The organism is Streptomyces malaysiensis subsp. malaysiensis, assembly GCF_040653035.1.
In the GTDB taxonomy this organism is placed as follows: domain Bacteria; phylum Actinomycetota; class Actinomycetes; order Streptomycetales; family Streptomycetaceae; genus Streptomyces; species Streptomyces malaysiensis.
The window spans coordinates 241,819-265,224 of record NZ_JBEZNG010000006.1 but is presented as its reverse complement, the minus strand read 5'-3'; the positions used below and the strand labels follow the sequence as shown (position 1 = coordinate 265,224).

Sequence of the window (23,406 nt, the reverse complement as noted above, 5' to 3'; positions counted from 1 at the left end):
CCCCGGTTGCCCGGTCCTACGCCTTCCGGCCGTCGGCCATCTCGTGGTCGTCCGCCTTCCCCGGTGTGGCCCCGGTGGCGAGTTCGCCGGTGGCCACCTTGCTGTGGCGGCGGCCCCAGCAGAGGTAGATCAGCAGCCCGGCGGCCATCCAGCCCAGGAACCGCGCCCAGGTGATCAGCGGCAGATTGCCCACCAGCAGCAGACACAGCAGCACCGCGACGGCGGGGACGACCGGCACCCACGGGGTGCGGAAGCCGCGCCGCAGATCGGGGCGGGAGCGGCGCAGGTACACCACTCCGACGCAGACGACGATGAAGGAGGTCAGCATGCCGATGTTGCCCAGTTCGGCGAGGTCCCCGATGGGCAGCACCGCCGTCATGAACGCGACCATCAGCCCGAGGGTCCAGGTGATCCGGCGCGGGCTGCGGGTGACCGGGTGCACATGGGAGAACCATTCGGGCAGCAGCCGGTCGCGGCTCATCGCGAGGAACACCCGGCTCTGCCCCAGCAGCATGATCATCACGACCGTGGTCAGCCCGCAGATCGCGCCGATGCCCACGATCCGCACCGCCCAGTCCGCACCCGCCGCCTTCAACGCGCCGGTGATGGGGGCGGCGTTGTCCAGCTTGGAGTAGTGCTGCATCCCGGTCACGGTCAGGGCGACGGCGACGTAGAGCACGGCGCAGACGGCCACGGTGGACAGCAGCGCGATGGGCAGGGTGCGCTGCGGCCGCTTGGCCTCCTCGGCGTTGCTGGCCATGATGTCGAAACCGGAGTACGCGCCGAAGATGATCGCGCCGCCGGTGAGGATCCCCGCCATGCCGAACGTGGCGTCCGCGCCCAGCCCGGCCCAGCCCAGCAGCGGCTGCTGCCACATGTCGCCGTCGCCGCCCACCGGTTGGGACGCCGGGATGAACGGCGACCAGTTGGCCGCGTCCACATGCGTCACCCCGATCGCCAGGAAGATGACGATGGCCGCGAGCTTCACGATCGTCATCGCCGTGTTGATCCGGGAGGTGGTGCGCACCCCGGAGGCGAGGATGGCGGTGAGCACCAGGATGACCAGTACGGCCGGGACGTTGACGGCCGCGTCGGGGCCGGAGACGGAGGCCGGGATGTGGATGTCGAAGGTGGCCAGGAAGTCGGTGACGTACTGGGACCAGCCACTGGCCACCGCGCCCGCGCCCATCGTCATGTCGAGGATCAGGTCCCAGCCGATGAGCCAGGCCACCAGCTCCCCGAGCGAGACATACGCGAAGGTGTAGGCACTGCCCGCGACCGGGACCGTACTGGCGAACTCCATGTAGCACAGCGCCACCAGGGCCGTGGCGACCGCGCCGATGGTGTAGGAGATCGCGATGCTCGGCCCGGCGTAGTTCGCGGCCGCCGTGCCGGTCAGCACGAAGATGCCCGCGCCGATGGTGACGCCGATGCCCATCAGGGTCAGCTGGAGCGGGCCCAGGGCGCGGGCCAGCCGCGTCTCCGGGCTCGCGGCGTCCTCGATGGTCGCTTCGATGGATTTGTTGCGCATGGCGGTGGTCACTCCTTCGTCGGCCCGGCGCACCCGAACCGCACCGGACGTCATCGGCGCCGCTCAGGCCCTGAGCACCCCGGGAAGGCACTCGGCCAGTCGCTCGTAGTCGGAAACGGTGTTGTAGAGATGGGCCGAGAGCCGCAGGAAGCCCCGGCCGTCCCAGGAGGTGATCGCGGTTTCGCAGCCGGTGCCGACCGCGATCCGCCGCTGGAGCGCCTGGGCGGCCTCGTGGTCGGTGGCCAGACCGGCGGGCAGCGGGACCAGCCGCATCGCCGGGGCCTCGCCGAACCTGACGGCGGTCAGGTTCGCGCCCAGGGCGTCGGCCAGCATCCCCTGGGCCACCTCGGCCAGCTTGGTCATCCGCGCGCGGGCCAGGTCCCAGCCGTACGTCTCCTCGATGAACTCCAGCGAACGCGGCGCCGCGAGCCAGGCGGTGAGGTCCAAGGTGCCCTGGATGTCGAAGCGTTGCGGGAAGGGGTCCGGGGCACCCCACGAGTCGGTGAGCGGCCACAGGTCCTGGGCGCCTGGCCCGCTCGCGACCAGCGCCGCCGTACCGCGCGGGGCGCAGCACCACTTGTGCAGATTGCCGACCCAGAAGTCCGCGCCCTGGGCCAGGCCGACCGGATCGGCCAGCATGCCGGGCGCGTGCGCCGCGTCGACCAGGACCTTCGCCCCGACGGCATGGGCGAGCCGGGTGATCTCCGCCACCGGGAAGAGCCGGGCGGTGGCCGAGGTGATCTGGTCCACGACCACCAGCGCGGTGGCCTCGGTCAGCGCGCCCTCGAAGATGGCCGCGATCCCCTCGGCGGTCGACTCCAGCGGGATGTGCAGCGTCCGCACCCGGGCCCCGGCCCGCTCGGCGGCCCGTACCGTGCCCATCGCCGCCGCGCCGTAGGCGTGGTCGGTCAGCAGCACCTCGCCGCCGGGCGGCAGCGCCAGACTGCCCAGGACGGTGCTCACCCCGGCGCTGGCGTTGACCACCAGGGCGGTGTGCTCAGCCGGGACCCGCAGGAACCGCGCCACGGCGGCGCGGGCCAGGCCCACCCGGTCGGGCAGGTCCCGGAACCACGCGTCCGGGTTGGTCTCCATCTCCTCGCGCAGCGCCCGCTGGACGTCCTGAACGGTGCGCGGCACGACGCCGAACGAGCCGTGGTTGAGATGGACGACCGAGGGATCGAGCGTCCAGTGCGACGGGGCGGCGGCCATGGGTCCCTTCCGGTTGGCTGGTGGGGCTGAGAGGTTTGCTTGCCGAGTTGTCCGATGACTTTGCTCAGCTTCCGGGAACCGTAGATGCGCCATGCCGTTCTGAACAGGCCCTCGACGTAAATTGGGGGTAACGAAGGCGGGCGGTAACATGGAGTCATCTGATGACTTCGGCTGGAGCCGGTCGGAAAGGGGTGGCGGGATGGCCGCGACCGACGAGGCGGCGAACGGGCTGCGCGCCATGATCGCCAAGGGTGAGCTGGCGCCCGGTCAGCAGCTGCCCGCCGAGCCCGAACTCTGCGCGCGGCTCGGCGTATCGCGCGGCTCGCTGCGCGAGGCGGTGCGCTCGCTCGCCGCCCTCGGGATGCTGGAGTCCCGCCACGGCGCCGGCACCTTCGTATCGGCGCTGCGCCCCGGGCAGATGCTGGCCGGGTTCGCCGCGACCGTGGACGTCCTGCCGCTCGGTGGGCTGCTGGAGCTCTTCGACGTCCGCCGCCCCCTGGAGGCCCAGGCCGCCGCGCTGGCCGCCGCCCGCGCCGATGAGCGGGTGATCGCGCGGCTGCGCGAGGTGCAGAAGCGGCTGGCCCGGTCCGAGGACGAGGCCGAACGGCATGCGCTGGACCGGGAGTTCCACTCCACCCTCTGCGAGGCGAGCGGCAATGAGGCGCTGGCCGCCCTCGCCGATGTGCTGCGCGCCCGCGGCAGCCACTACAGCATCTACGGCGCCCCCGAAGCCGACACCATCCGGCTGGCCAGCGACCTCGGCCATGAGGCGCTGATCAACGCCGTGGCCGCCCGCGATCCGGCGGCCGCCGCCGCGGCCGCCACCGCGCATCTGTCCCAGACGGAGGTCTGGCTGCGGCGGTACGCCCCGCTGCCGGATGACGGCGCGGGACCGGACGACGCCCCGCCGCCGGGCGGTGACCCGTTGCCGGACGGCGGCCCGGCCCGCTGATCAGCGTCTCAGCCGTCGTCTCAGCCAGTCGTCTCAGCCGTCGTCTCAGTCGTCGATGCCGCTGCGTTCGACGCCCGCGACGATATAGCGCTGGAGCATGAGGAAGACCACCAGCAGCGGCACGATCGACACCGCCGCCGCCACGAACAGCTCATGGAGGTTGACGGTCTGGGCCGTGGTGAACGTCGACAGCGCCACCTGCACCGTCCACGCCTTCCGGTCCTGGCCGATCACCAGCGGCCACAGGAAGGAGTTCCAGGCGCCGATGAAGACGATCGTGCCGACCGCCGCGAAGACCGGCCGGGAGTTCGGCACCACCACCCGCCAGTACGTACGCCAGTAGCCGAGACCGTCCACCCGCGCCGCGTCCTCCAGCTCCCTGGGGAAGCCCAGGAAGTACTGGCGGAAGATGAACGCCGCGACCGCGCTGAACAGCGTGGGCACCACGAGACCGCGCAGTGTGGACACCCAGCCGAGCGAGCTGACCAGTACGAAGCTGGGCACGAAGGTGACCGCCGCCGGGACCATCAAGGTGCCCAGGATCCAGTAGAAGACCACATTGGCGTAGGCGTACGGGATACGGGCCAGACCGTATCCGGCCAGCGAGGCCAGGAGCAGGGTGCCCACGGTGGTGAGGACCGCGATCAGCGAGGAGTTGAGCAGCGCGTGCGCCATCGGCACATTGGGGTCGTCGAACAACTCGCGGACGTTGGACCAGTGCAGCTCGCTCGGGAAGAACGTCCACTCCGGCGAGGTGATGTCCGCCTCGCTCGACAGCCCGTTGCGCACCAGGAGGTAGAACGGGATCAGGAAGAGCAGCGCGAGCGCGAGCAGCAGCACCAGCCGCACCGCGCGCCCCACGCCGACGAGAGCGTCCCGGACGTCCCGCGTCCTGGGAGGGACCCTCGGGGGAGTACGCATCAGTCCTCCTTCCGGCCCAGGCCGAACCAGCGCGCCTGCACCACCGTCACCACGGCGATGATCAGCGCCAGGATCACCGCGCCCGCACTGCCAAGACCCAGGTTCTGCCCCTGGCCCAGCGCCGTGTAGTAGAGGTAGACCAGGGGCGGACGGGCATAGGGCGGATAGCCGCGCGAGTCCGACAGCAGGTTGTAGAACTCGTCGAACGCCTGGAAGGCGTTGATCACCAGCAGCAGCACCACCGCGACCGAGGTCGCCCGCAGCTGTGGAAAGGTGATGTGCCGGAACACCTGCCACCCCGGCCGCGCCCCGTCCACGGCCGCCGCCTCGTACAGCCGCGGGGGGATGCGCTGGAGCCCGGCCAGGAACAGCACCATGTAGAACCCCGTCTGGAGCCACAGCCGTACGGTCACGATGACCAGCCAGTACCAGGGCGGCTCCGTGGTCGACAGCCAGGCGATCTGATCGGCGCCGAACCAGTCCAGCACGGTGTTGGCCAGCCCGAAGCGCACCCCGTTGAAGATCGACATCTTCCAGATCAGCGCCGCCACCACATAGGAGCACGCCACCGGCAGGAAGAACACCGACCGGAAGAACGCCTGTGCCCAGCGCAGCCGGTTGACCATCAGGGCGAGCGCGAGCGAGAGCACATAGGTCGCCGGGACGATGAAGGCCGTGAAGACCAGGAAGGTCACCAGGCTGTCGGTGAACGCGTCGTCGCCCAGCATCGCCGTGTAGTTGCCGAAGCCGACGAAGTCCGTGGGCGACACGGTGTTGTGCGCGTCGAAGAAGCTGAGATAGACGCTCCAGGCCAGCGGGACGTAGGTGAAGAGGGTCAGGCCCAGCACGAACGGGCCGACGAAGATCCAGAACCACAGATGGCGGTTCTGCGGGCCCAGCAGCCTCTCTGCCAGTTTTGTCCGCGGGCCCCGCATCAGCTCTTCTTCTGCACGCGCCGCAGTTCGGCCTCGGTCTTGCGGACCACCGACCGCAACTCGCTCTCGGGGTTGGCCCCGCCCTTGATGATCCGGCTCAGCGCGTCCAGGTAGGCCGTTCGGCTCGCGGAGGTCCACAGCAGCGGTTCGGCGTGGCCGTTGTCGGTGGCGTAGCGCACCGCCTCACCGGCCGCGCCCTGGCGCAGCTTGGCCGCCTTCGTGGCCAGCGAGATCCGGGCGGGGATGTGGAAGCCGTAGCGGAGCGCGAAGTCCTCCTGGTAGTCGGTCCGTTGCACCCACAGCCACTTCACATACGCCTTCGCCACCGACTTGTGCCGGGACCGGGCGCTGACCGCCGCCCCGTACGCGCCGACCGGCACCGCGGGCGCGCCGTGCGCCCCGTCCTGGGGGAACGGCAGCACCCCGAAGTCCTCCCCCAGCGCCTTCTTCACCTGCGGCAGCGCCCACAGCCCGGACCACTGCATGGCGGTGAGCCCCTGGGTGAACGCGGCCGGGTCCGACCAGTCCGAGGGCGCCCCGAGCAGCAGCGACTTCTCGGTGTAGAGCTGACGCAGCTTGCCGAGCGTACGGGCGGCCGCCGGGTCGTCGAAGCCGACCTTGCCGTCCTCGGTGATCAGCGTGAGCCCGGCGGCGTTGAGCGGGGTGCCGCCGAGGACGCCGGGGCCGCCGTCATTGCCCAGGAAGAGCCCCTTGACGTCCCCGGTGGTGAGCTCCTTCGCCGCGTCGATCAGCGCGTCGAGGGTGTTCGGCGGCTCCAGTCCCGCGTTCTTGAGCATGCTCTTGCGGTAGTAGAGCAGCTGGGTGTCGATGACCTGCGGAACGGCCCAGATCTTGCCCTGATACGTCTTCGGGGCGAGCACGGCCGGGTTGAAGTCGTCCTTGGCCTCGGCGAGCAGCTCGGTGAGGTCGACCACCTGACCGCCCTGGATCTGGTCCAGCGTCGGGCCGTTGACCTCGAAGACATCCGGACCGGACGTCGTGAGCAGCGCGGCGGCGGTCTGCTGGTCGTAGGCGCCCGGCCGCCACTGCACCCGGACGCTCGCCTTCTCGAACGCGTCGGCGTACCGCTTGACGGCCTGTTCGGTGCCGGGCTCGCCGTACTGGTGGTACCACTGCTCGATCACCGGCTGGCCGGCGTGGTCATCGCCGTCCCGCCCGGTGTTCGACCCGCAGGCGGAGGCCAGCGCCCCGGTGAGGGCCAGCCCTCCGCCCGCACCCAGCAGCCTTCGGCGGCTCATGGACATTGGTATGCCCCCTCGTCTCCCGGTCCCCGTACGACCCAACGATCAACGATGGAGGCGGATTACGACAGAGGTGTTGCGGCTGGATGTCACTTTTCGGTATCAGAACGTGACGCTGTGTCGACCTTGGTGCTTGTGGTGGTGGCGGTTGTGGTGGTGGTTGTGGTGGTGGCGGTTGTGGTGCTGGCTCTGGTGGTGGCTCTGGTGGTGACGTGCTCGGCGTCGATCTCGTCGAAGACGCGCTGGGCGGTGGCGAAGGCCGAATTGGCCGCCGGGACACCGCAGTAGATCGCGGACTGGAGCAGCACCTCGCCGATCTCCTCACGGGTCAGCCCGTTGGTGAGCGCGGCCCTGATGTGCATGGCCAACTCGGCGTCATGGCCGTGCGCGATCAGCGCGGTGAGGGTGATACAGCTGCGGGTCCGCCGGTCCAGACCGTCACCGGTCCAGATCTCGCCCCATGCGTAGCGGGTGATGAAGTCCTGGAAGCGGGCGGTGAACGGGGTGGTCCGGGCCACGGCGCGATCCACGTGCGCGTTCCCGAGGACGTCCCGGCGGACGGCCATCCCGGCGGCGTGGCGGGAGGCGTCGGTGCGGGGGGTGGTGTCGGTGTGGGGTGTGGCGTCGGTGTGGGGGGTGGTGTTGTGGGGTGTGTGGGTGTGGGGCGCGTCTTTGTGGGGCGTGTCGTTTTGGGGTCGTGCGGTCGCGTCTTTGTGGGGCGTGTCGTTCTGGGGCCGTGTGGTCGCGTCGTCGTGGGGCTGGGCGGTGCTGTCGGTGAGATGGGCGAGCAGCGCCGCCGTCACTGGCTCGGGCCGCTCGACCCCCGCCAGATGCGCCGCCCCGGCGACTTCCAGCAGACTCGCCCCGGGCACCGCGTCCGCGATCCGGCGGGCGTGCGCGGGCGGGGTCGCGGGGTCGTCGCGACCGGCCACGACGAGGGTGGGTACGGCGATCCGCTCCAGGTCGGCCGTGATGTCGTACGCGGCGAGGGCATCGCAGCAGGCGGCGTAGCCCGCGCGGTCCGTGGCGCGCAGATCCTCGATCAGCGCGGCGCCGACGGGCGTGTGGGCGAAGCCGTGCGAGAACCATGTGCCGGGACGGCTCGCCACCATCGCCTCCGTCCCCTCGGCCCGCACCAGCGCGGCTCGTTCCCGCCAGGCGGCGGGGTCGCCGAAACGGGCCGAGGAGCAGACGACGGCGAGTGAGGTGAGGCGTTCGGGGTGGTGGGCGGCGAGATGCAGGCCGACCGCGCCGCCGATCGAGACGCCCGCGTAGGCGAACCGCTCCCATCCCTGCTCGTCGGCGAGCCGCAGTACGAGGGCGGCGAGATCGCCGATGGTGGCCGAGCCGTCGGAGGGCAACAGCGCGGCGGGGGAGCCGCCGTGGCCGGGCAGATCCCAGCGCAGGACCCGGTGTGTCCGGGTGAGCGCGGGTAGTTGGGGCTCCCAGACGGCGAGGGAGGTGCCGATGGAGGGGCCGAGGATGAGTGGTGGGGCGGTGGGGGGTCCGCTGAGGTCGTGGTGCGGTTGGTTGTTGGTCACGGGGGGCTCCGGTGGGTGGGTGTGTGAGGGTGCGTGGGCGGCTGCGGCGGGGTGCATTTCCCCCACCCCGCCCCTCCCCGAAACTGGGGGCTCCGCCCCCAGCCCCCCACTCCGGGGGCTCCGCCCCCAGCCCCCCACTCCGGGGGCTCCGCCCCCAGCCCCCCACTCCGGGGGCTCCGCCCCCGGGACGGCCCCGTCCGCCACGAAGCGGAGCCCTGGGGGAGTGGGGCTCTGAGGGCTCTGGGGATGGGTGGTGGTTGGCTGTGGCGGGGCGTTTTCCCCACCCCGCCCCTTCCCGAATCTGGGGGCTCCGCCCCCAGCCCCCCGCTCCGGGGGCTCCGCCCCCAGACCCCCGGGGGCTCTGCCCCCGAGCGCAGGCGCTCGGCCCCCGAACTGCGGGGGCTTCGCCCTCGTACCTCGGGGCTCTGCTCCTGGGGCCGGGGGTTCTGCCTCCGGAGCCAGCGGTCCTGTTCGCGGGCTCGAGGGCTTCGTTCTCGGGCTTCGGGGGCTTGGTACCCGGACGTGCCTGAGGTGCCGGGTGGGGGTATCTTCCAGCCTCTCCGGCGATTGAGGAGCGGGGGTGCGGGGGCGGAGCCCCCGGGGTGGGGGCTGGGGGCGCAGCCCCCGGATTCGGGAAGGGGCGGGGTGGGGGATGGCCGCCGGAGGCGTTAGGCATCGCGAGCCAGCGCGCGGTCGACCAGAGCCGGGGCCGAGCCCAGGTATGTGCCCGGCTCCGTCAGCTCGCGCAAGCGTTCCGCCGGCAGCACCCCGGCCAGCGCCTCCGCCAGCTCCACCCCCTCCTCCGCGACCCGCCGCGACGCCTCCATCAGCAGTTCCTTCGCGCGGGCCCGGCCGACGGCCGGGGCGAGGGCGGCGGCGAGGCGCTCGCTCACGATGAGCCCGCCCGTCAGCCGCAGATGTTCGGCCATCCGGTCGGGGAACACCTTCAGCCCGGAGGTCAGCTCCACCGCGTCCCGGGCGGAGCCCCCCGCGAGCCGTAGCAGTTCCCGCAGCGTCTGCCATTCGGCGTGCCAGGCCCCACCGGGCCGTTCGTCCTCCGCGGCCAGCGAGCCCAGCAGGGTCGCGGCGAGCTGCGGTGCCTGACGGGCCGCGGCGGCCAGCAGTGTGGCCCGTACGGGGTTCGACTTATGGGGCATCGCGGACGAGCCGCCGCCCGCCCCCTCGGCCACCTCGCCGATCTCCGTACGCGAGAGCACCAGCACATCCGCCGCCACCTTCCCCAGCGCCCCCACGGCGAAGGCGAGCGCGGTGCCCAGGTCGGCGATGGGGGTGCGCAGGGTGTGCCAGGGCAGTTCGGGTTCGGCCAGCCCGGTCTCCTCCGCGAAGCGCGCCAGCAGCTCGGCCCCCGCCCCGAAACCGGCCCCGAACCCGGCCCCGAAACCCGCCCCGGCCCCCGCCTCGAAGGCGGCCAACGTGCCCGCCGCACCGCCCAGTTGCGCGGGCGGCCGCAGCGCCGCGAGCCGGTCACGGGCGTCCAGGACGAGCGCCCGCCAGCCCGCCGCCTTCAGTCCGAAGGTGGTGGGCACGGCGTGCTGGGTGAGGGTGCGGCCGGGCATCGGGGTGTCGCGGTGCGCGGCGGCGAGCCGCGCCAGCTCCGCCGCCGTACGCTCCAGATCGGCCACGATCAGCGGCAGCGCACGCGCGGCCACCAGCATCGCGGCCGTGTCCACGATGTCCTGGCTGGTGGCGCCCCGGTGGACGTACGACGCGGCCTCGCCGTCCGTACGGGCCACCGCCGCCGTGAGGCCGGCGACCAGCGGGATGACCGGGTTTCCCCCGGAGCGGGCGCGCAGCGCCAGGTCGCGTACGTCGTACAGCTCGGCGCGGGCCGCGCCCGCCACCGCCTCCGCCGCCCCGGCGGGGGCCACCACGCGCGCCAGCGCCGCCTCCGCGTCCAGCATGGCCTGGAGAAACGCGATGTCGCCCGTGGCGGCCTCCACCGCCGACCCGGTCCGCACCGGGGACAGCAGCCCCACGTCGTGGCCGTCCGAAACGCCGGAACGATCCGAACTATCCGAACCATCCGTACGACCGGAACCACCAGAACTATCGGAACTCAAGGAAGACCGTCTCCCCCTCGCCCTGCAAGCGGATGTCGAAGCGGTACGTCCCCGGCCGGGACCCCACCGTCGCCACCAGCGTCTCGCGGTGCGCCGGATCCAGCGCGGCGAGCAGTGGGTCGGCGGCGTTGGCCTCGGCGTTCTCGGGGAAGTACACACGAGTGAAGAGGTGGTGCAGGAGCCCCCGGGCGTGGACGCACACGCTGATGTACGGGGCGGCGGGCGCGGCCGGGCCGCCCGGCGGCAGCGTACGGGCCGCCCAGTGGCCGTCCGCGTCGGTGGCGATCCGGCCGAAACCGGTGAAGTCCACGCCGTTGCGGCCGAGGTAGCCGCCGGTCACCGGGTCGCGCCGCATCGACCCGCCCGCCCCGGCGAGGGAGCCGTCCGGGCCCGCCTGCCACAGCTCCACCAGCGCGTCCGGGACGGGGGTGCCCTCGCCGTCGTAGACATGGCCGTGGAGCGTGATGGCGCCGGGGTGGCCCGCCGGGGCCATCTCACCGCCGTCGGGAAAGGGCAGGGCATAGCCGTAGAACGGGCCCACGGTGTGGGACGGGGTGGGCGCGAGCCGCCCGTCGGTGGGTCCCTCGGCGGCCGGTCCCCCGGTGGCGGTGGGTCCCTCGGCGGCCGGTCCTCCGGCGGTGGTGGGCCCCTCGGTGGACGCGAGCCCCCGCGCGGTGGCGGCCCCCTGCGCGGATGCGAGCCTCTCGGTCATCAGCGGCCCTCCTCGATCCAGGTGGCGGACGGCCCGTCCAGCACGATGTCCCAGCGGTAGCCGAGCGACCACTTCGGCCGCGACAGCTCATGGTCGTACGCCGCGACCAGCCGCTGCCGCGCCGCCGGTTCCGTCACCGATTGCAGGATCGGGTCGTAGGCGAAGAGCGGATCGCCGGGGAAGTACATCTGGGTGATCAGCCGCTGGGTGAACGCCGTGCCGAAAACGGAGAAGTGGATATGCGCGGGCCGCCAGGCGTTCTCGTGGTTGCGCCACGGATAGGCGCCCGGCTTGATGGTGGTGAAGTGGTACGAACCGTCGTCGCCGGTCAACGTCCGCCCCACACCGATGAAGTTGGGGTCGAGCGGCGCGGGGTGCTGATCGCGCAGATGGGCGTAGCGGCCCGACGCGTTGGCCTGCCACAGCTCGATGAGCTGCCCCCGGACCGGGCGGCCCCGGCTGTCCAGGAGCCGTCCGGAGACGGTGATGCGCTCGCCGAGCGGTTCGCCCCGGTGCTGTGAGGTGAGGTCGTTGTCGATCTCGGTGATGTCGGTCTGGCCGAAGACGGGAGTGTGCAGCTCCACCGTCTCCGGGTCGCCGTGCACCGCGACCAGCGGCTGCTTGGGGTGGCGCAGCACACTGCTGCGGTACGGGGCGAAGTCGCGCGACGGATGGTCGGCGGCGGGGGCGCCCTCGGCGCGCGCCTTGTCGTACGACTCCCGTATGTGGGTGAGTTCGTGGTCGATGTCGGACTGGGTGAGAGACATGTCTGCCGTCAGCCTTACCTTTCCAACCTTGCCGTTGCGGGCCGTAGCCGATCGTTCCGGGCCGTTGCGGGATTACCTCTCCAGGACGAGGGCCAGGCCCTGCCCGACGCCGATGCACAACGTGGCCAGGCCCGTCCCCGAGCCCCGGGCGGCGAGCTGATGGGCGACGGCCCCGGTCAGACGGGCGCCCGAGGCGCCGAGCGGGTGGCCGATGGCGATGGCGCCGCCGCGCGGATTGACGATCGCGGGGTCGAAGCCGGGGTCCTGGGCGGACCATTCGGCGAGACAGCCCAGCACCTGTGCGGCGAACGCCTCGTTGAGTTCGAGGGTGGCCAGATCGGCGAAGGAGCGGCCGGCCTTGGCGAGGGCGCGGGTCACGGCCTCGACGGGGCCGAGCCCGAAGTACTGCGGCTCGATACCGGTGACGGCCGAGGCGCCGATCCGGGCCAGCGGCTCGCGCCCGGTGGCCTTCAGACCCTCCTCGTCCACCAGCAGCAGCGCGGCCGCGCCGTCGTTGAGCGGCGAGGCGTTGCCCGCGGTGACGGTGCCGCCGGGCTTGCGGAAGGCGGGCTTGAGCTTGGCCAGGGCCTCCGGCGATGTGGTCTCGCGGATGCTCTCGTCGCGGACGAGGTCGGTGTCCGGATACGGCAGCACCTCGGCGTCGTACGCCCCGTCCTTCCACGCCCGCGCCGCCTTCTCATGGCTGCCGAGCGCGAACGCGTCCTGCGCCTCGCGGCTGATGCCGTGCTTGTCGGCGATCAGTTCGGCGCCCTCGCCGAGGGCGACGGTCCACTCGGGAGGCATGTCCGGGTTGGTCATCCGCCAGCCCAGGGTGGTGGAGTACAGCTGCTGATGCCCGGCGGGGAAGGCGCGCTCGGGCTTGGGCAGCACCCAGGGGGCGCGGCTCATCGACTCCACACCGCCCGCCAGGGCGATATGCGCATCGCCGACCGCGATCGCGCGGGCGGCCTGGAGCACGGCCTCCAGGCCCGAGGCGCAGAGCCGGTTGACGGTCGCGCCGGGCACGGTCACGGGCAGCCCGGCCAGCAGCACGGCCATGCGGGCCACATCGCGGTTCTCCTCGCCCGCGCCGTTGGCGTTGCCGAAGTAGACGTCGTCGATGCGCGCCGGGTCCAGGGCGGGGGTGCGGGCGAGCAGCCCGCGCACCACATGGGCGGCCAGGTCGTCGGGGCGCACCCCGGCCAGCCCGCCGCCGTACTTGCCGATGGGGGTACGGACGGCGTCGACGATATAGACGTCACGCAAGGTGGTCATCGGGTCTCCTTCCCGGCGGTCTTCCCGGGCTTCCCGGGGGCCTTCCCGGGCTTCCCGGCGGCCTTGAGGGCGCGCAGCGCCGCCAGCTCATGGGGGGTGGGCGGCTCGGTGGTGCCCACGGTGCCGGCGACGGTCAGCTCCCAGCCGGTGGCGGCCCGCACCCGCTCCACGGTGACGCCCGGGTGCAGTTCGGTCAGCACCAGTTCGGCGGTGGCCGGGTCGGGGCGCAGAACGCCCAGGTCGGTGATGACGGCGACGGGGCCCGCGCCCGGCATGCCGAGCTTCTTACGGTCGCCGGGGCCGCCGCCGTGGCCCATGGTGGTCACGAAGTCCAGCCGCTCCACGAAGTTGCGGGTGGAGTGACGCAGCACCATCAGCACCTTGCCGCAGTTGGAGGCGATCTCGGGGGCGCCGCCCGCGCCGGGGAGGCGGCCCTCGGGCTTGTCCGGGCCGCGGTCCACGACGCTGGTGTTGATGTTGGCGTAGCGGTCGACCTGGGCGGCGCCGAGGAAGCCGACGTCGATCCGGCCGCCCTGGAGCCAGTAGTTGAACATCTCCGGCACCGGGACCACCGCGTCGGCCGTGTCGGCGAGCTCGCCGTCGCCGATGGACAGGGGGAGCCGGGTGGGCTTGGAGCCGATGGTGCCCGACTCGTAGATGAGGACGAGACCGGGGTTGACGGTGGCGCGGGCGAGGTTGGCGGCGGTGCTGGGGAGGCCGATGCCGACGAAGCAGGTGGTGGCGTCGGCGAGCGCGCGGGCGGCGTTGACCTCCATCAGCTCGTCGGATGTGAAGTCCGTCGTCCCTGCGGTGGTCGCGGTCATCGGGTGAGTGCTCCCTCGCTCTTGCGCACGTGCTCGTCGATCCACCGGGTGAACGCCTCGCGGTCGCGGGCGATCGGATCCCATGCCTGGTAGAAGGCGTTGTCGCGGGTCGTGTACCCGGTGGCGTAGGAGGGGCGGGCGCCGTCGGGGACCACGCACACCGCGTCGATCACCCAGGTCGGCAGGACGACTCCGCCCGGCCGTGGCGTCAGCTCCTCGACGATCTCCTCCACGGTCACCAGCACCCGGTTCGCCGCGAGGGCCGCCTCCTTCTGCACCCCGGTCAGCCCCCACATCTGCACATTGCCCGCGCGGTCGGCCTGCTGGGCGTGGATGACGGTGACATCGGGGTTGAGGGCCGCGACGGCGGCCAGCTCCTCCCCGGTGAAGGGGCAGGTGACGGTGGAGACGGTGTCCGTACGGGTCGGGATGTCGCTGCCGCGATAGCCGCGCAACACGGCGAACGGCAGCTTGGAGGCACCGGCCACATAGCGGTTCGCCATGCCCGCGTGGCTGTGCTCGTCCAGCTCCAGCGGCCGCGGCCAGCCGTTCTCGACGGCGTCACGGAAGCGGTGCAGCGAGCCGACGCCGGGGTTGCCACCCCAGGAGAACACCAGCTTGCGGACGAGTCCGGCGCCGATGAGCTGGTCGTAGATGACGTCCGGAGTCATCCGGACGAGGGTCAGGTCGGTGATGCCCTGGCGAATGACCTCGTGCGCGGCGGCGTACGGGATCAGGTGGGTGAATCCCTCCATCGCGACGGTGTCCCCGTTGTGGACGAGGTCCGCCACGGCGTCCTGGAGGCTTCGGATGTCGGCCATCGTCACTCCGCGATCGAGATGCTCATGGATGCTCAGTGTGCTGACTAATGTGCTGCCGATTTCGCACGCTGCCATTGGCTGGTGCGCTCGTCAAGGGAGTCTAGGGTGAATGTCGGCCTCTCGACATGGGGTCTTCCACAGGGCAGAATCGCTCAGTACACGGACTAATGAGCTCATCGAGCGAGCGGTGTGCGGCGAGCGGCAAGCAGTGTGCGGCGAGCAGTGAGTAGCGGGGGAGCCGGGAGGCACGACATGGGCGGCGCGGTGGATCTGAACACGCACCCCGGGCATCTGGCCCGCCGCTTCCAGCAGGCGCACTCCCTGCTGTGGGGCGCGATGGTCTCCGAGGAGACCACCTCGCCGCAGTTCGCGGTGGTCAACGCGCTGATGGAGAGGCCGGAGATCGACCAGCGGACGCTGAGCGAACATGTCCACCTCGACCGCTCCACCATCGCCGACCTGGTCGCCCGGCTGGCCCGGCGCGGTCTGCTGGAGCGGGTGCGGGACCCGAACGACGGCCGCCGCAACGTCCTGCGGCTGACGGACGAGGGCGCCCGCGTCCACCGCAAGCTGGTCACGCGGACGGCCCGGATGAACCGGGTCTTCCTGGCCCCCCTGGACGAGACGGAGCGCGAGACGCTGCTGCGGCTGATCGCACGGGTCACGGACGCGGCGGAGGACTTGCGCGCGTAGCCGCGCGGGTCTTCCCCCTCCCCGCCCCTTCCCGAAACCGGGGGCTCCGCCCCAGACTCCGGACGGGGGCTCCGCCCCCAAACCCCCGGGGGCTGGGGGTCCGGGGCGGAGCCCCCGGTTATGGGAAGGGGCGGGGAGGGGAGCAGCCCGCCGCAGGCGTCACGAACTGGAGGCCGATGGCCTCGTGCCGACGATGACCGTGGCGTCCAGTTCGTCGCATTCGGCCAGCCGCGGCTTCAGCCCGTCGTCCGCCACGATGGCCATGGCCGAGGGCGCCTGTCGGCCGCTCGTCTCGAACAGCAGCGAGCCGCCCGGGGTCAGCCATCCGCCCGCCCCGGCGGTCACCCGGCGCAGTACGTCGAGCCCGTCCGCGCCGCCGTCCAGCGCCACCCGGGCCTCATGGACCCGGGCCTCCGGCGGCAGCAGCTCGACCTCCTCGGTCGGCACATACGGGACGTTGGCGAGCAGGACATCGACGCGGCCGCGCAGCGCGGCGGGCAGCGGCTCGTAGAGATCGCCCTCGTACACCGTGCCGCCCACCGCCTCGACGTTGCGCCGTGCGCAGCGCACCGCGGCGGGGTCGATATCGGCGGCGTACAGCTCCACCTCGTCCAGGGCCGAGGCCAGCGCGGCGCCCAGCGCGCCCGAGCCGCAGCACAGATCGACCACGACGGCCCCGGGCCGGGCCAGCGCCTCGGCCTGATCGACCAGGAACTCGGTGCGCCGCCGTGGCACGAAGACCCCGGCGTCCACGGATATCCGCAGGCCCCGGAAGTCCGCCCAGCCGAGCACATGCTCCAGCGGAAGCCCGGCGGCGCGCCGGTCCACCATGGCGCGGAGACCCGCCGGGGTACGGGCCGTGGCGAGGATGAGCCGCGCCTCGTCCTCGGCGAACACGCACCCGGCGGTGCGGAGTCTGGCGACGACGGTGGGAAAGGGGAGGGGAAGGGATGAAGCCGACATGGGAGCCTGGAAAGCCTTTCGGGAGGTCTCAGGGCGCTCCCGGCGGTCAGCTAGGCCGCGTATGTCGCGGCGACCGCACAGCCCTCAAGGGCGAGCACCCAGCCTGAACTGGCATTGATGGGTCTCACCTCCTCGGTGGGCATTGGCGCGGCAACAGTACCCCAAAACGGGCCCGAGGGACCGGCCGCCCGCGGTGGCGGTAGCGGTGGCGGTAGCGGTGATGGAAAAGACTTCAGCTCGCGAGCGCCTCGTACCGCACCCCGGTCAGCCGCTCGGACGCGGCCCACAGCCCACGCCCCGCCGTATCGCTGAGCGTCCACTTGGCGCGGGCCGAGCGGCCGGGGGAGCCGTGCCACAGCCCCTGGAGCGGCGGGCCGAAGAAGTCGTCCTGGCGGACATCCGGCCCGGTGGCGGCGTACAGGGTCGGGAGTGCGCCCTGCTCCGGGCTCTGGGCGAAGTAGCGGTTGCCGATCTCCATGAAGCGCTGCTTCGCCCGGTGCCCCTCCATCTTCGGCGCGACGGACATGAGGTTGGTCGCGGCGTAGCCGGGGTGCGCGGCGGCCGCCACGAGGTGGGCGCCCGTCGCGCGCAGACGGTGGGCCAGTTCATGGGTGAAGAGGAGGTTGGCGGACTTGGAGCGGGCGTAGGCGGCCCAACGCCGGTATTTGCGCTCCATGTTCAGATCGCGCGGGTCGACCGTCCCCAGCAGGTGCATAAAGCTGGACACGGTGACCACGCGTGCCCCCGGCCCCGCCGCCAGCAGTTTCGGCAGCAGCAGTCCGGTCAGCGCGAAGTGCCCCAGGTGGTTGATGCCGAACTGCGTCTCGAAGCCGTCGGCGGTTCTGCCGTGCGGAAGGGCCATCACACCCGCGTTGTTGATCAGCAGATCGAGCCGGTCGCCCTTGTGCGCGGCCGCGAAGGCCCGTATGGACGCCAGATCCGCGAGGTCCAGCGGCGCCACCCGCACATACGCGCCCGGCGCCTGCGCCTGGATCCGCTCGGCGGCCTCGGCCCCGCGCGTCTCGCTGCGGCACGCGAGCACCACTTGGGCGCCGCGCCGCGCCAACTCCCGGGCGGTGATGAGGCCGAGACCGCTGTTGGCGCCGGTCACGACGGCGGTGCGGCCGGTCTGATCGGGGATGTCGCTCGCGGTCCAGCCCTTCATCGCGCGCTCCTTCACGGTGTGCGCTACCCGCCGGTAGCCCCCTGTGTCCGGCGACAGCCTAAGGGTGGGGTGATGAAGGTGCGAGATGTGCGGGCCCGCGCTTGAAACAGAGATCCTTGCCGGTGGGTGTGGGCGGAATGCCTGCCAGGGGTGTCGGGGCTGCCGGGGCTGCTCTGGTCAGTCAGGGTCGCTGGGGTTGCCGGGGTTGCCTGGTTGCTCGGGTCGGTTGGGTGCCGCTTTCGTCTCGCGCCTTCGGCGCAATTGAGCAGCGGGGCAGGGGGGTGGGGGCGCGATGCCATCGCCGTCCACCGGCCGGTGGTGGCTGGGCCCGGCGGCGGCTTCCGTGCTCGGCGGCCGGGGGTTCGCCGCCGGACTGCGGGCGGTGGCAAGATCCCGGTCAGTGCGATGCCGGGCCGCGCCCAGGGGTGTTTCGGTGGTCCAATGCCGCACTTGGCCCCTCCCGGTACCCCCTTCCTGAAAACGCTTGATCTGGCGCAACTAATCCATCAAGCGATTTCCAAAGGGGTACCCCAACCCCTCCGCTGTCCGGCGTCGGCCTCAACTCCCGGCACGGACGCCGCCGCCGGGCCCAGCCCCTACCGGCCCGTCAGACGGCGGCGCGACCCGCGCCTCCCACCCCCTGCCCCGCTGCTCAATGGCGCCGAAGGCGCGAGACGAAAGCCGCACCCAACCGAGCCCAGCAGCCCCGCTCCCTCCCCCATAGGCAGGCCGGAGAGCCGCTGTCGGAGCCATGAGCGATGATCTGGCCATGGTGTATTCGACGGGGGAGGACGGGGGAGGTCCGATGGCGACCGGTGGCTGGACGGCCGTGGACGACCGGCGGTTGGTGCCCGCGCTGGGCGGGCTCATCGACGGCACGGGGATGTGGCGGACCGGGGTGCTGGCCTCCATCGAGCGGACCGGCCGGTATCTGACCGGGACATGGGATCCGCCGGGCCCCGAGGGCGAGGACGGGCCCGGGATCGCCGGGGAAGGGTCGTGGGTGCGGTTCATCGGCCGGATCGGGGCCGTGGCGCTCCGGGCCGCCGCCGCGTCCACGCGCCCGGAGCGGCGCGAACGGCTGCTGGCGATGCTGGAGATGTGGGCGGAGAGCCCGTTCGCCGATCCGGAGGCCCGGCTGCGCACCGGAATCGTGGTCACCGAGCGGCTGGCGGTGCGGGACGAGCGCGGGGCGGCCGTCAGCGCGGGGTGGAGCCATGAGGGGCGGCGCGGGTTCGTCGAGCTGCGGACGGGGGACGCGGAGCCGCCGAGCCTGGGGACCGTCGAAGAGGTGCGGGACGTGCCGCGCGGCTGGGGGAGCGCGGAGCAGCTGCGGCGGCTGGTGGCGCTGGTCCGCGAGCGGGGCCCGGCCCCGTGGCACCGGGAGGCCGTGGAGCTGCTGCGGGAGCGCACCGGGATGGGCCGCCCCGCCGCGTCCCTCGCGCTCGCCGGGCTCCTGACGCGGGGTTACGTCCCGTTCCTGGACGCCGATGAACGGGCCACGCTGCGGCTCAAGGTGGCCGAGGCCGAGGACGGCGGGTCCGAACTGGCCCGGCTGACCTCGCTGGACCGGCTGGAGCTGCTGGCCGACGTGCTGCCCGAGGACCCCGCCGAGCTATGGGAGCCGGACGGGATGCTGGGCGTGGCGGAGCGGCTCGCCGAGGCGTGGCAGACGCGGTACGGCCCCCGCACCGTGGTGCCCGAGCGCACGCTCAAGGCGGTGGTCGAGCTCCAGCTGCTGCGGCTCTCGGCGGCCGAGTTCTGCGCCGCGTTCACCGACCCCGCCGCCGGACCCGGGCTCAGCGCACCCCTCGACACCTGGATCAAGAACGGCGAGCACGGCCCGCTGCTCACCGACGCCCGGTGGGACATCGTGCGGTTCGAGGACCTTCTGCACTCCGTCGTGCCGCGCCTGTCCTGGGTCTACGCCGAGCTCCCCGCCGGCGACCCGGTCCGCGAGGGGCTGCCCGGTCTGGTGCGGCTGCTGCTCGAGCGGCTGGACCACCCGGGGCTGCTGCTGCGCGCCGGACACCCCGGCGCCGGATCGGGGCGCACGGTGGCCGAGCTGCACGAGCGGTTCGGATTCCGGCCGTACGCGGGCCCGGAGCGGCTGGACGTGGCGAGCATCGACGACGGGCTCACCGTCATCACCGACGGCACGGTCGACCGCAGGGGACACCGCTCCCCGCCCAGGGTGTACTTCCGCCCCGCGTTCTACGGCGACGACGAGCGCTCCCAGGCCCTGGCGGCGACCACCTCCGGCTTCGGCCGTGAGGACCTCCCCCTGGTCGAGTGGGTGCGCGGCCCGGTCTGCGCGCGCATCGTCGAGCGGATCGAGGGCGCCTCGCTGCCGGTCGGCGCGTATGAGTCGGATCCGGCGGTCTCCGCGCCGGACCTCGTGGCGCGGGTCGCCGACACGCTCGGCATCGACGGGGACGCGGCGGCGCTCTACCTCCAGCTGCTGGCCCTGCCCGCGCCGACCGACCGCAACGTCCGCACCTGGAACGGGTGGAAGACCGCCCGGCACCAGAAGGCGGCCACCGTACTGGTCGAGCGCGGTCTCGTCACCGAGGACAAGCGCCCCCGGGCCGGGCGCCAGGTCTTCCTGCCCGGCGAGTGGATCCACGCCAAGAAGCCCTACCAGCCCATGGAGGCGTGGAAGGCGGAGCTGATAGGGCTGCGGCGGTCCTACAACCGACGGCTGGAGAACCCCCTTCCCCTGCCCACCCGCACCCTGCCCGAGCTGTTCGCCCACGCCTGGTCGCTGGTGGAGAAGGGGGAGGGCCCGCGCTGACCCGGCCCCGGGAGCGGCTGGCCGATCCAGCCCGGGGAGTGGCCAGGTCCCACCCGGCCTCGGGAGTGGCCACCCGATCCGGCCCCGGAAGCGGTCAGGTCTGATCCGGCCCCGCGAGCTTCCGGCCGGTCCGGCCCCGGGAGCAGCCAGCCGATCCAGTCCGGGGAGTGGCCAGCCGATCCGGCACTGGTAGTGGCCACTCGATCCGGCCCGGAAGCTCCCCGGTCCGATCCGGCCGCGGGAGCGGCTGGCCGATCCAGCCCGGGGAGTGCCCAAGTCCCACCCGGCCCCGGGAATGGCCAGTCGACCTGGCCCCGGGAGCGGTCAGGTTCGATCCGGCCCCGGGAGCTCCCGGCCAACCCGGCCGCGGGAGCGGCTGGCCGACCCGGCCCCGGGAGTGGCCAGGTCCCACCCGGCCCCGGAAGCTCCCCGGTCCGATCCGGCCGCGGGAGCGGCTGGCCGATCCAGCCCCGGGAGCGGTCAGGTCCGGCCCGCCCGGGGCCGCCCCGGTGCGCTACTTCACCCGCACCTCGCACACCATCCGCCGCCGGTGATCCACCGTGCGCTCGGGCCCGGTCAGCCTCAGCGGCACGGTGTGCCGTACGCCGGAGTCGGCGCTGGAGGAGGCCAGCCGCAGCTCCAGCGCGCCCGGCTCCACCACCCGTGTGCCATCCGCCCCGAGCGGATACGAGGCGAGGTCGGCGTGGAAGGTGAAGTGGACCTCGGCCGACTCGCCCGGCCCCAACGGCACCCGCGCATAGCCGATCAGCCGGGACACCGGCCGGGCGATACGGGCCACCGGATCGTGGAGGTAGAGCTGCACGACCTCCGTCCCGGCGCGGTCACCGGTGTTGCGCACGGTCAGCCGGACCGTGGTCTCCCCGTCGGTCGGCACCTCGGCGGTGTCGGCCTCCGGGCGCTCCCAGGCGAACGAGGTGTAGGACAGCCCGTGCCCGAAGGGGTACAGCGGGGTCGGGTCGATCGAGCTGGCGTCGCCCCGCAGCCCGAGCGGCGGCTGTGCGTACGTCCAGGGCTGACCGCCGGACGCGTACGGAACGCTCACCGGCAGCCGGCCCGAGGGGTTGACGCGGCCGCTGAGCGCCCCGGCCACCGCCGGGCCGCCCTCCTCACCGGGGAAGAACGCCTGCACGGCGCCGGCCAGCAGCCTCGACCAGCGGCCGAGCGCGTAGGGCCGCCCGGTGAACAGCACCAGCACCACGGGGGTGCCGGTGGCCACCAGAGTGTCCAGCAACGCGCCCTGTTCACCGGGGAGTTCGAGGTCGGCCGCGTCGCAGCCCTCGCCCGAGGTGCCCCGGCCGAACAGGCCGGAGCGGTCGCCCAGCACCGCGACGCACACATCCGCGTCCGCCGCCGTCCTGGCCGCCTGCGCCAGTCGGCTCTCGGCGGTGAGCGCCGCCGCGCCCGCAGAGGCCATCGCCCCCGTCTCCCCGGCGTACCCGTCAGGGCCGGGCGCGGCGCACCCCTCGGCACGGGTGATCCGGGCGCCGGGCAGTTCGGCGCGCAACGCGGCGAACAGCGTCGGCACCTCGACGCCCAGGGGCAGTTCGGGGTGCTCCACCCCCACATGGCGGGGGAAGGTGTAGCAGCCGAGCATGGCGGCCGGGTCGTCGGCGAGCGGGCCGACCACCGCGATCCGGGCGTCCGGCGCGAGGGGCAGCACATCGCCGTCGTCCGCGAGCAGCACCACCGACTCCTCGGCCAGCTCCCGCGCCACGGCCCGCATCCCCGGCGGATCGAGATCGAGATCGGGATCGGGATCGGGACCGGGACCGGAGCCGGGTTCCGCCGATGCCGTCGGCTCCGTCGACTCCCCGAGCAGCGCCGGCGGCACCGGCGACCAGTCCGGATCCAGCAGCCCCAGCTCGCACTTCTGCCGCAGCACCCGCAGCGCCGCCCGGTCCACCAGCGATTCGTCCACCTCCCCGGACCGCACCGCGTCCCGCAGCGGGGTGCCGAAGCAGCGCACCGCGGGCAGCTCCACATCCACCCCCGCCGCCAGGGCCAGCCCGGCCGCGCCGCCCCGGCTGTCGGCGACCCGGTGGGCCAGCTCGAGGAAGGACACCCCGAAGTAGTCGGCGACGACGGTGCCGGTGAAGCCCCAGGTGTCGCGGAGCAGTTCGGTCAGCAGCCAGGGGTTGGCGGCCGAGGGCACCCCGTCGATGTCGTTGTAGGAGTGCATGACCGACCGCGCGCCCCCGTCCCGTATCGCCAACTCGAAGGGCGGCAGGACCACATCGGCGAGTTCCCGCGGGCCGATGGAGACCGGTGCGTGGTTGCGGCCGCCCCGGGAGGCGGCGTAGCCCGCGAAGTGCTTGAGGGTGGCGACGATCCCCGCGGACTCCAGACCGCGGACGTACGCGGTGCCGATGGTCGCGACCAGATAGGGGTCCTCGCCGATGGACTCCTCCGTACGGCCCCAGCGCGTGTCCCGCACCACGTCGAGCACCGGGGCCAGCCCCTGGTGGATCCCGGCCGACCGCAGCGAACCGCCGATCAGCTCGGCCGCCCGCCCCACCAGCGCAGGATCGAAGGACGCGCCCCAGGCCAGCGGGGTGGGGAAGACCGTGGCGCGCCAGGCGAAGAAGCCGGTCAGACACTCCTCATGGGCCAGCGCCGGGATCCCGAAGCGGTTCCCGGCGGCGATCCGCGTCTGGAGGCGGGCCAGCGCGGCGGCGCCCTCGGCCGGTTCGACGGGGGAGGTGCCGAAGGGGCGGGTCAGCTGGCCGAGGCCATGGGGGAGGAGGCCGTCGAGGTCCACGGCCTCGGACACCTCGTGCTGGAGCGGGGCGACGTCCTCGCCCTCCTCGGCCTCGGATCCCGGCCATACGCTGGAGAGTTGGGCCAGCTTCTCCTCCAGCGTCATCGAGGAGAGCAGGGCCGCCGCGCGGTCCTCGGCGGAGAGGGAGGTGTCCTGCCAGGGCTGAGGCATGAAGCTCCTT

General features: G+C 72.8%; 18 protein-coding genes. 3 read left to right on the top strand and 15 right to left on the bottom strand.

Annotation, left to right across the window (positions count from 1 at the left end; all coding sequences use genetic code 11):
* Positions 1 to 16: 16 nt before the first annotated feature.
* A complete protein-coding gene (locus tag AB0E24_RS15570; RefSeq protein ID WP_079257556.1) occupies positions 17 to 1,531 on the bottom strand; it encodes an APC family permease in 1,515 nt (504 codons plus the stop codon).
* Between the two features lie 63 nt (positions 1,532 to 1,594).
* The gene (locus AB0E24_RS15565; RefSeq protein ID WP_359377395.1) at positions 1,595 to 2,740 is read right to left on the bottom strand and encodes an aminotransferase class V-fold PLP-dependent enzyme; all 1,146 of its coding nucleotides are present in this window, start codon (positions 2,738 to 2,740) and stop codon (positions 1,595 to 1,597) included.
* Between the two features lie 199 nt (positions 2,741 to 2,939).
* On the opposite strand from AB0E24_RS15565, the gene AB0E24_RS15560 reads away from it, so the two are divergent.
* Positions 2,940 to 3,692, top strand: a complete 753-nt coding sequence (locus AB0E24_RS15560; protein ID WP_359377391.1) for a FadR/GntR family transcriptional regulator — start codon at positions 2,940 to 2,942, stop codon at positions 3,690 to 3,692.
* 45 nt (positions 3,693 to 3,737) lie between these two features.
* Here AB0E24_RS15560 and AB0E24_RS15555 read toward each other — a convergent pair whose 3' ends face one another.
* The 10 genes from AB0E24_RS15555 to AB0E24_RS15510 all read right to left on the bottom strand — a co-directional run bounded on the left by AB0E24_RS15555 (position 3,738) and on the right by AB0E24_RS15510 (position 14,831).
* Positions 3,738 to 4,613 (bottom strand): carbohydrate ABC transporter permease, encoded by an 876-nt coding sequence (locus AB0E24_RS15555; protein ID WP_359377388.1) that lies wholly within the window; start codon positions 4,611 to 4,613, stop codon positions 3,738 to 3,740.
* Positions 4,613 to 5,548 carry a carbohydrate ABC transporter permease gene (locus AB0E24_RS15550; RefSeq protein WP_100807301.1) on the bottom strand — a complete coding sequence of 312 codons (936 nt, stop codon included), beginning with the start codon at positions 5,546 to 5,548 and terminating at the stop codon, positions 4,613 to 4,615. The genes AB0E24_RS15555 and AB0E24_RS15550 overlap by 1 nt, the downstream gene beginning before the upstream one ends.
* Positions 5,548 to 6,813, bottom strand: coding sequence for an ABC transporter substrate-binding protein (locus AB0E24_RS15545; RefSeq protein ID WP_359377386.1), 1,266 nt, complete (start codon positions 6,811 to 6,813; stop codon positions 5,548 to 5,550). Before AB0E24_RS15545 ends, AB0E24_RS15550 begins: the two co-directional genes overlap by 1 nt.
* Before the next feature lie 86 nt (positions 6,814 to 6,899).
* On the bottom strand, positions 6,900 to 8,351 hold the full coding sequence (gene pcaDC / locus AB0E24_RS15540) for a bifunctional 3-oxoadipate enol-lactonase/4-carboxymuconolactone decarboxylase PcaDC (protein ID WP_359377383.1): 1,452 nt from the start codon (positions 8,349 to 8,351) through the stop codon (positions 6,900 to 6,902).
* Between the two features lie 668 nt (positions 8,352 to 9,019).
* Positions 9,020 to 10,348, bottom strand: a complete 1,329-nt coding sequence (pcaB, locus tag AB0E24_RS15535; RefSeq protein ID WP_359377381.1) for a 3-carboxy-cis,cis-muconate cycloisomerase — start codon at positions 10,346 to 10,348, stop codon at positions 9,020 to 9,022.
* 70 nt (positions 10,349 to 10,418) lie between these two features.
* Positions 10,419 to 11,144 (bottom strand): protocatechuate 3,4-dioxygenase subunit alpha, encoded by a 726-nt coding sequence (gene pcaG / locus AB0E24_RS15530; RefSeq protein WP_359377378.1) that lies wholly within the window; start codon positions 11,142 to 11,144, stop codon positions 10,419 to 10,421.
* A complete protein-coding gene (gene pcaH / locus AB0E24_RS15525; RefSeq protein ID WP_359377376.1) occupies positions 11,144 to 11,911 on the bottom strand; it encodes a protocatechuate 3,4-dioxygenase subunit beta in 768 nt (255 codons plus the stop codon). The genes pcaG and pcaH overlap by 1 nt, the downstream gene beginning before the upstream one ends.
* Positions 11,912 to 11,983: 72 nt before the next feature.
* On the bottom strand, positions 11,984 to 13,186 hold the full coding sequence (locus tag AB0E24_RS15520) for a thiolase family protein (RefSeq protein WP_079257550.1): 1,203 nt from the start codon (positions 13,184 to 13,186) through the stop codon (positions 11,984 to 11,986).
* Complete coding sequence (locus tag AB0E24_RS15515; RefSeq protein WP_359377373.1) at positions 13,183 to 14,010, bottom strand: CoA-transferase subunit beta; 828 nt, start codon at positions 14,008 to 14,010, stop codon at positions 13,183 to 13,185. The genes AB0E24_RS15520 and AB0E24_RS15515 overlap by 4 nt, the downstream gene beginning before the upstream one ends.
* Positions 14,007 to 14,831, bottom strand: a complete 825-nt coding sequence (locus AB0E24_RS15510; protein WP_093701838.1) for a CoA transferase subunit A — start codon at positions 14,829 to 14,831, stop codon at positions 14,007 to 14,009. Before AB0E24_RS15510 ends, AB0E24_RS15515 begins: the two co-directional genes overlap by 4 nt.
* Positions 14,832 to 15,083: 252 nt before the next feature.
* On the opposite strand from AB0E24_RS15510, the gene AB0E24_RS15505 reads away from it, so the two are divergent.
* Complete coding sequence (locus AB0E24_RS15505; RefSeq protein ID WP_359377369.1) at positions 15,084 to 15,524, top strand: MarR family winged helix-turn-helix transcriptional regulator; 441 nt, start codon at positions 15,084 to 15,086, stop codon at positions 15,522 to 15,524.
* 159 nt (positions 15,525 to 15,683) lie between these two features.
* Here the strand turns inward: AB0E24_RS15505 and AB0E24_RS15500 are convergent, their stop codons facing one another.
* Both AB0E24_RS15500 and AB0E24_RS15495 read right to left on the bottom strand, forming a co-directional pair.
* Positions 15,684 to 16,487, bottom strand: a complete 804-nt coding sequence (locus AB0E24_RS15500) for a putative protein N(5)-glutamine methyltransferase (RefSeq protein ID WP_359377366.1) — start codon at positions 16,485 to 16,487, stop codon at positions 15,684 to 15,686.
* Positions 16,488 to 16,719: 232 nt separating this feature from the next.
* Positions 16,720 to 17,652, bottom strand: a complete 933-nt coding sequence (locus AB0E24_RS15495) for an oxidoreductase (protein ID WP_359377363.1) — start codon at positions 17,650 to 17,652, stop codon at positions 16,720 to 16,722.
* Positions 17,653 to 18,403: 751 nt separating this feature from the next.
* Here AB0E24_RS15495 and AB0E24_RS15490 point away from each other — a divergent pair.
* Positions 18,404 to 20,446: a hypothetical protein gene (locus tag AB0E24_RS15490; RefSeq protein WP_359377361.1), complete on the top strand. Its 2,043-nt coding sequence runs from the start codon at positions 18,404 to 18,406 to the stop codon at positions 20,444 to 20,446.
* A gap of 514 nt (positions 20,447 to 20,960) precedes the next feature.
* Here AB0E24_RS15490 and AB0E24_RS15485 read toward each other — a convergent pair.
* Entirely contained in the window at positions 20,961 to 23,396 is a 2,436-nt protein-coding gene (locus AB0E24_RS15485; RefSeq protein WP_359377359.1) for a beta-xylosidase/alpha-l-arabinosidase, read from the bottom strand.
* Positions 23,397 to 23,406: the final 10 nt, after the last annotated feature.